Below are 6,922 nucleotides of genomic sequence, written 5' to 3'. Positions count from 1 at the left end.
CGCGGTCCTCGGCATCGCCGGCCGCAGCCGGGCTCGGTGGGCTCATGCCCACCAGTGTGTCGGTCATCATGACTCCTCTCGCCCATCCGGGCGGTAGAGCCACTTACACCGTTCCTGCGACAGTCCCATCGGCGTGGCCATGAGCCCGCTGGTCGATAGTCCGTAGCGGGAGATGCCGCTGGAGTTGTTCGTGAAGTGGTCCAACACGGGGCGGGTACGGGTTGCCCAAGTCAGGTACCGGGGATGAGTGCCAGCTCGGGGGCGAGCAATGGCTAGGTGGTAGCCGCAGACCAGGTTGTCAGCGGTTTCTGCGACATGCGCCGAGATGCCGATGTCGGTCGGGTCTTCCGAGTCCTTGGTCAGCAACGTGTCGCCGACTTCCAAGTGGAAGCGGTGGACCTCGTCGATTCGCGCTGTTGCGCGCATGAGTGAGTCGCTGGGGCGAATCAGATCGTTCTTGTAGACATCAACGTAGTTGCAGAGCTGAACGGGGATCTCCCCTTCAGTTGAGAGCTTGTCCACGTTGCTGACCCATACGTGTGCAGCGTGGCGAAGTGGCATCGTCGTCACAGCTCAAGTCCTGTCATCCACTGCTGGATCTGCGCTTCGAGATCTTTGATCTCAGCGGCGATTTTGGCGACAGGCCGAGGCGGTGCGTACACGTAGAACTGACGGGTGAAGGGGATCTCGAAGCCGAGCTTGGTCTTGGTGTGGTCGATCCAAGCGTCGGGCACGTAGGGGTGGATCTCTTGGCGGAGGTGCTCGTCGGCTGCGTCCAGCAGCGCCTGAGCCCGCGCGTCGGTATCGAGGGCAAGCCACCCATCAGGCAGCGGGATGTTCTCCTGGTCCCGTAGGTCGGGATCGGGCTCGGGCTGACCCTTCTTCATCACGACCGGTGCGTCGGGATCGGTGATCGCGCAGGCGGCGGCGTACTTCTTCTTCTGGGCGGGTGTGAGCCCCGTGGTGTCCGCGAGCAGCGCCTTCTCGGAGTCGTACTTCCGGCCGACGGGAGCGTCGGCGTACACCCCCACCGCCTCCGGCGGGACCTCCCAGCGGCGGTGCAGCGGGCGCTCGACGGTGACGCGCTGGAATCCGAAGGTCTCCCGGGGCAGCACCTTCACGCGCGCGTCATCGGCGAACTCGTCGAGAGCGCCGCCGAAGAGCTGCACGATCTCTTCGATGGCGGGGTCGGTGAGTTCCTTGCGCTTGTCTCCCAAGGACTTGCGCATCTTGGTGCCCATGTCGCGGGCGTCAATGAGTTTCACGAGGCCGCGTTCGGCGTCGGACTTCGCGTTGGTGAGGACCCACACGTAGGTGGAGATGCCAGTGTTGTAGAACATCTGGTCGGGCAGTGCGACGATGCCCTCCAGCCAGTCGTTCTCCAGGATCCAGCGGCGGGTCTCCGACTCGCCCGACCCGGCCTGGCCACTGAACAGGGGAGAGCCGGACAGCACGATCCCGACCCGGGAGCCAGTCGGGTTGGCCTCGGTGACGGGCTTCATGTGGCTGAGCATGTGTTGCAGGAACAGCAGGGAGCCGTCGGAGACGCGGGGGAGTCCGGCGCCGAAGCGGCCGTTGAAGCCCTGCTTATGGTACTCGTCCTTGATGGGTTGGGCGTAGCCCTTCCAGTCGACGCCGTAGGGCGGGTTGGCGAGGATGAAGTCGAACTTCTCGGTGGGGAAGGCGTCGGCGGTGAGCGTGTTGCCGTTGTGCATCTGCTCGGGGGCGATGTCCTGCATCATCAGGTCGGACTGGGCGATGGCCCAGGTCTCGTCGTTGAGTTCCTGGCCGTAGACCTTGACGATGGCGTTCGGGTTGAGCTCCTTGATGCGGTCCATGGTGACCATGAGCATGCCGCCGGTGCCGGCCGCCGGGTCGTAGATGGTGCGCACCGGCATCTGGTTCTCGGTCAGGTCGCGGGCGGCCTGGCCCTTCACCAGCAGGTCGGCGACCAGGCGGATCACCTCGCGGGGCGTGTAGTGCTCACCAGCGGTCTCGTTGCTCATTTCGGAGAACTTCCGCAGCAGCTCCTCGAAGATGTAGCCCATCGCCTCGTTGGAGACGACTGATGGGCGCAGGTCGAGGTCGGCGAAGTCGGCCATGACGCCGTACAGGATGCCGGCACGGTCCATCCGGACGACCTTGTCGTCCAGGTTGTAGGCATCCATCACCGTGGCCGCGTGAGGCGACAGGCGGGAGATGTACTGGGTGAGGTTGTCGGCCAGGTTCTTGTCATCGTTGAGCAGCGTGGTGAAGGTGTGCTGCGAGGTGTTGTAGAACCGCTGCCCGGAGATCTTCTTCAGCATCCGGTCCTGGCCCGGGCCGATCTCCACCAGCCCGGTGGCGTACTTCAGGACTTCGGGCTTGGTCTCGGCGAGCACGGCGTCCATGCGGCGCAGCACCAGCAGGGGCAGCATCACCGAGCCGTACTCGTGCTGCTTGAACGTGCCCCGCAGCTTGTCGGCCACCCGCCAGACGAACGCGACCTTGTCCTGAAAACCCTGCGGAGCCATGAGATCCCTTCACTGCGAACTTTCCTCGCAGCCTAGTGTCTCGATGCCCTGTTCAAGGGCGAAGCCGGGTGACCCTATCTAGGTGTCGAGGAGCGGCGGGCCTCCGATGCGGTGTCGCTGACCTCGTACCTCGTCGACGCCAGCTGCACGGAGGACGGGGAGCGGCATCAGGGCCAGTTGACACCTGGGATGTGAATTGGACGCGCAGCTTGCGGCGTGACTGCGGTGGCGGTCGGCGGGCCTGATGTGCCCAAGACCTTCCAGAGCTGGCTGTCAGGGCGTTGCCTAAAGGCTCGGTCTGACAGGCTCTGGAAGTCAGATGGTGACGGTCGGCATGAACGAGTCGCGGACCCAAGCCCACACCGCTTGGTAGTCGTCCAGCATGGGATGGCGCCGGATCAGCTCGATCTGCGGACGCTCCTCGTAGAGAAGCGGCTCAATGACAACGCTCTTCCTGATGCTCGTGAGCGGGTATCGCATTGCGGGCTCGCGTCGCAGTTCCTCGATGGCACGTCGGGCATGCGTGCCGTGCGTTCCGTTCGGCAAGGCGTTTACCAACACCAGAGTCGGAACATCTGGCGTCTTCCTGAGCCAGGCTGCCGTTGCCTGTGCACCCCGCCCAGAGGCCTCCATGACGAGGATCCTCGCGGTGGACTGCGCCTCGAATTCACGGCGTAGACCTTGGTCCGATAAGCGACATTATGTCATTACCTGGTTTGCCTGTGCCCGGCCCCCTTGCCGATGGATGTCCTGTCTCAGTAAACCTGTCCTCTTTCGCACTGGACTTATCCTCCTACGGATCTTAGAGTCAGTCTGACTTTATGTTTCCAGTGGGAGGGGTTCATGGGTGGCTCCCAAACTCCGGTCGCTTCCAGCGAACGTCACCGACCGAACGTTGGCGCTCTGGTCGTGCGACGACGACGGCTGGCATACCGAACCTCTGACAGGTTCGCTCCGTAACGCTCGCCTCGAAGACGCTCGCCCTGCCCGCGAGTTCGCGGCTTGGCCCGGTAAACGGAACTACGAAGGCTTGTGGTGGTCCTCCACCAACAGGGCGCACGTTGCCTTTGAGAGCCTGCTTGAACGTGACGCGCTCCTGTGGTTCGACTGGGACCAAGACGTGACTGCGATCAGCAGCCAGCCCGTCGCGTTTCTCTGGCCGAAAGGCACCCCCTCCCAGCGATCGCACGTGCCGGACTACTTCGTCCGGCTCGCCAACGGCGACGGGAAACTCATCGACGTTCGAGGAACCCAAGGACACACGGACAAGGCACTCGCCCAGTTCGACCTGACTCGCGCCTCCTGCGCGGAGCTCGGCTGGCAGTACGAAGTGTGGACTGGACTCCCCGCCGAGCTCGCTACCTCGTTGCGGTGGCTCGCTGGCTACCGCCAGGACAGGTGTGCGCCCTCCCCCACGGTCACTGACCGGCTCACAGCCGCGTTCAAGAACGGTGCGGCCTTGGGTGACGGGATCGAACAGGTAGCCGTGTTTGCGTCGGTAAGCCGCGAGATTGTCACAGCGAACGTGTACCACCTGTTGTGGACGCATGAACTGACGGCGGACCTGACCCGTCCGCTGTCATGGGAGACGGAAGTGGTGTCAGCGTGAAGTCCGTACGCCTCTGGGACATGATCCAGTTCGACGGTGACTCATGGCAGGTAGTCGCCCACGACGGGCCAACGCTGGCGTTGAAGTCGCTGACCACGAACAGGATCCGCAAGGTCGCCGTGTCGGTACTCCTTGGCGACGACTCCTATCTGCCTGCGACGCCGGATGCCCTACCGGACATGACCGGCCTCGACGTGTACGCCACGCTCGACCCATCGGCGGCAAGCCGCGTTCGGTTCCTCCACCGACACGTCCACGAGGTACTCCACGGGGTCCCCCCTGCAGCCCTCAGCCCCGACGACACCGACGACGCCGAGGTGCTGGAGGGCCGTCCTGAGTACGATCCTGCGCGGCCGTTCATGGACCGCATCGCCTCGAAGGTCATCGAGCTCGCCGCCGCTGGCACGCCCATGACCGAACGGACGCTCCGTCGCCACGTGTACGCGTACCGGGACCAGGGCGTGGCTGGACTCATCGACCGGCGCACCACCCGCCCGACCGGCACAACCGGACGCGTGGACCCGCGCATCGTGTCTCTCATCGAGAACGAACTCGCCCAACTCGTTGACAAGTCCACGGGAACGCGTGGCCGGGTCATCCACAACGTGACCATGCAAGCGCAGCGCGACGGCCTGCCCCTCCCCTCACGCGCGACCCTGTACCGCGCGATCAGCGCACTCGAAGGGAACAAACACCCGTTCGGGGACGCCACCACGCGCAGGTCGCTGGCGAACCGACCAGATCGGACGTTCGGCGGTCGCACCCCCACGCGTCCGGGTGAACTCATGGAGATTGACTCCACACCACTTGACCTGATGGTGATCTACCCGGACGGGACAACAGGGCGACCCGACCTGACCATCCTGTTCGACATCGCCACCCGCACTCTCTCCGCGACCATGCTCCGGGCGGTCGCCACGAAGAGCGTTGACGTGGCAGCGTTCCTGCTCGCGAAGGCACTCACTCCCCTGCCCATGCAGCCCGGCTGGGACGAGTCCATGTCGTTCTCGCGCAGCATCCTCCCGCCTGGCGTGCTCATGGACGCCGACGAGCTCGCCCCGAAGATCGCCGCCCGGCCCATCATCCAACCCGAGTCCATCACCCTTGACCGCGGGAAGGTGTACGTCGGACGCACGTTCATGGCCGCGTGCGAACGCCTGCAAATCTCCGTGATCAAGTCCGCTCCCCGGACCCCCACCGACAAACCCCACATCGAACGGCTGTTCTCCGCGGTCAACACCCTGTTCGTGCAACACCTCGCCGGTTACACGGGCCGCTCCGTCACCCGGCGCGGCAAGAACCCCCAAACCGAAGCCGTTTGGACACTCCAAGAAGTGCAGAACCTCCTCGACCAGTGGGTTGTCGCTGAATGGCAGAACCGCCCCCATCCGGGGCTACGCCACCCCGCCATGCCGCACAAGGACCTGACCCCGAACGAGATGTACTCCGCGCTCGCCGGCGTCGCTCCCCCGGTGCACGTCACCTTCGAACCCGCCGACTACCTCGAACTGCTCCCCGTGACCTACCGGGCCGTGCAGCCGTACGGAATCAACTTCGAAGGGCTGCGCTACGACTCCCCCGACCTGCATCATCTGCGGGGCCGCAAATCCGGCCTGCAAGGCGCCGCTGGCGACAAGTGGGAAGTCCGGTACGACCCCGGCCGCCTGAACACCATCTGGCTGCGCGATCACGTTGCTGAAACGTGGATCGAAGCGCAATGGACTCTCGCGAAACAAGCTCCCCCATTCTCCTACGACGTGCTCAAAGCCGCGCAAGCCGCGTTGGACCGTCGCGACGAAACGAACCCCCAGAAGGTGCTGGAAGGGATCTACCGGATCCAGACCGACGGTGCAGCCACGGAGAAGGAACGCCGCGCGGCACGCCGCTCTGCCCTCGCAACCCCGCTCATCCCCGAGGACGCATTCCCAACCGACGACCTCACTCCCGACGACGACAGCGACGACTCGGCGGAGACGACTCCTGCGCCGTCCGACCCTTCGGTTCCGCCACGCCCACGCCGGACACGACGCCTCAACTAGGAGCAGCACATGGCTATCCCCGACACCCTCCAAGCATGGCGCGACTACGTGGCGGACGAACCCACCGAACCGCCACGGCTCACCCCCACCGAGCTGGCTGCCCTCTCCCCCACCGAGAAGGCGCAGTACGACGACGACCGCGTTGCGTTCCTCGACGGGAACATCATCCTGTCCACACCGGACACCGACTCGATCGACCTGAACGCACGCCTGCTCGTCGGCTCGCTGGCGTCCAAGAAGTTCACCGCCCGCCCCGGACTTGCCGTGTCCGGCCAGTCCACGCTCGGCAAGTCCACCGCCACCATGTGGGTCGCGAAGAAGCATGAGCAACGGATGCGGGAAAGGACCGGACGCGACAAGGACCCGGCGTTCGCGCCCGTGGTCTACATCCCCACACCTGCGGGCACCACCCCCAAGGGCATGATGGCCGCGTTCTGCCACTGGCTGGGCCTGCCCATGCACCGCACGTCCACCGCCCAGGAGCTCACCGAGCAGGTCATCACGGTGCTCCGCGAGTTGGGCACCAGCATGGTTCTCGTCGATGAGATCCATAACCTGAAAACCCGGTCGTCCACCGGGGCTGACGCCGCGTCGGCACTCAAAGGGTTCGCTGAACGTCTCGACGCGGTGTTCGTGGTCACGTCGGTCAGATCCGACACCACTTGTCGGTCAGATCCGACACCGCTTGGGCCTGATCTCGGTCGTCTCTGTCGATGAGCTTCGACACCGCTTCTGGGGCTCAGCCGCGCTGGACTGCCTGC

At 64.8% G+C, this 6,922-nt stretch carries 6 protein-coding genes; 3 read left to right on the top strand and 3 right to left on the bottom strand.

All coding sequences use genetic code 11. The annotated features are described in order from the left end of the window. Positions 1–66: 66 nt before the first annotated feature. From CGZ93_RS10870 to CGZ93_RS18430, 3 genes are all read right to left on the bottom strand, one after another. Positions 67–522 carry a hypothetical protein gene (locus CGZ93_RS10870; RefSeq protein WP_094364163.1) on the bottom strand — a complete coding sequence of 152 codons (456 nt, stop codon included), beginning with the start codon at positions 520–522 and terminating at the stop codon, positions 67–69. A 44-nt stretch (positions 523–566) separates the two neighbouring features. Further along, on the bottom strand, positions 567–2,513 hold the full coding sequence (locus CGZ93_RS10865; RefSeq protein ID WP_094364162.1) for a type I restriction-modification system subunit M: 1,947 nt from the start codon (positions 2,511–2,513) through the stop codon (positions 567–569). A gap of 315 nt (positions 2,514–2,828) precedes the next feature. Then, positions 2,829–3,146 carry a hypothetical protein gene (locus CGZ93_RS18430; protein ID WP_141211182.1) on the bottom strand — a complete coding sequence of 106 codons (318 nt, stop codon included), beginning with the start codon at positions 3,144–3,146 and terminating at the stop codon, positions 2,829–2,831. A 214-nt stretch (positions 3,147–3,360) separates the two neighbouring features. On the opposite strand from CGZ93_RS18430, the gene CGZ93_RS10860 reads away from it, so the two are divergent. Genes CGZ93_RS10860 through CGZ93_RS10850 form a run of 3 tightly spaced genes read left to right on the top strand, consistent with a single transcriptional unit; the run spans position 3,361 to position 6,878 of the window. Then, positions 3,361–4,122 (top strand): TnsA-like heteromeric transposase endonuclease subunit, encoded by a 762-nt coding sequence (locus CGZ93_RS10860; protein WP_141211181.1) that lies wholly within the window; start codon positions 3,361–3,363, stop codon positions 4,120–4,122. A gap of 20 nt (positions 4,123–4,142) precedes the next feature. Beyond that, the gene (locus CGZ93_RS10855; RefSeq protein ID WP_229117371.1) at positions 4,143–6,161 is read left to right on the top strand and encodes a Mu transposase C-terminal domain-containing protein; all 2,019 of its coding nucleotides are present in this window, start codon (positions 4,143–4,145) and stop codon (positions 6,159–6,161) included. Positions 6,162–6,170: 9 nt separating this feature from the next. Next, positions 6,171–6,878, top strand: a complete 708-nt coding sequence (locus tag CGZ93_RS10850) for a TniB family NTP-binding protein (RefSeq protein ID WP_094364160.1) — start codon at positions 6,171–6,173, stop codon at positions 6,876–6,878. The last annotated feature ends 44 nt before the right edge of the window (positions 6,879–6,922 follow it).

The sequence above is a fragment of the Enemella dayhoffiae genome (assembly GCF_002250625.1).
GTDB classification, from domain to species: domain Bacteria; phylum Actinomycetota; class Actinomycetes; order Propionibacteriales; family Propionibacteriaceae; genus Enemella; species Enemella dayhoffiae.
Note: the sequence above shows the minus strand (reverse complement) of the source record. Positions and strands in the feature narration are given on the sequence as shown.